Origin of the sequence: Citrobacter sp. Cm046 (assembly GCF_030333065.1) — a bacterium.
In the GTDB taxonomy this organism is placed as follows: domain Bacteria; phylum Pseudomonadota; class Gammaproteobacteria; order Enterobacterales; family Enterobacteriaceae; genus Citrobacter; species Citrobacter murliniae.
In genome coordinates, this window is record NZ_JAOWGP010000003.1 from 1 (window position 1) to 323 (window position 323).

Sequence of the window (323 nt, forward strand, 5' to 3'; positions counted from 1 at the left end):
GCGGGAATAGCTCAGTTGGTAGAGCACGACCTTGCCAAGGTCGGGGTCGCGAGTTCGAGTCTCGTTTCCCGCTCCAAATTTTAAACATCGGCATTTGCGGATGTTGGCTGAAAAGCCTGAAGATTTCGGCGCGTTAGCAAAGCGGTTATGTAGCGGATTGCAAATCCGTCTAGTCCGGTTCGACTCCGGAACGCGCCTCCAATTTCTTCCCGAGCCCGGATGGTGGAATCGGTAGACACAAGGGATTTAAAATCCCTCGGCGTTCGCGCTGTGTGGGTTCAAGTCCCACTCCGGGTACCATGGGAAAGAACAGAATAATCAAA

The 323-nt window shown here is 52.9% G+C and carries 3 tRNA genes; all 3 read left to right on the plus strand.

What is annotated here, in order from left to right:
* The 3 genes from OGX98_RS00015 to OGX98_RS00025 all read left to right on the plus strand — a co-directional run bounded on the left by OGX98_RS00015 (position 1) and on the right by OGX98_RS00025 (position 300).
* Positions 1 to 76: transfer RNA gene (locus OGX98_RS00015), tRNA-Gly, on the plus strand.
* Positions 77 to 127: 51 nt separating this feature from the next.
* Positions 128 to 201, plus strand: a tRNA-Cys gene (locus tag OGX98_RS00020).
* Positions 202 to 213: 12 nt separating this feature from the next.
* Positions 214 to 300, plus strand: a tRNA-Leu gene (locus tag OGX98_RS00025).
* The last annotated feature ends 23 nt before the right edge of the window (positions 301 to 323 follow it).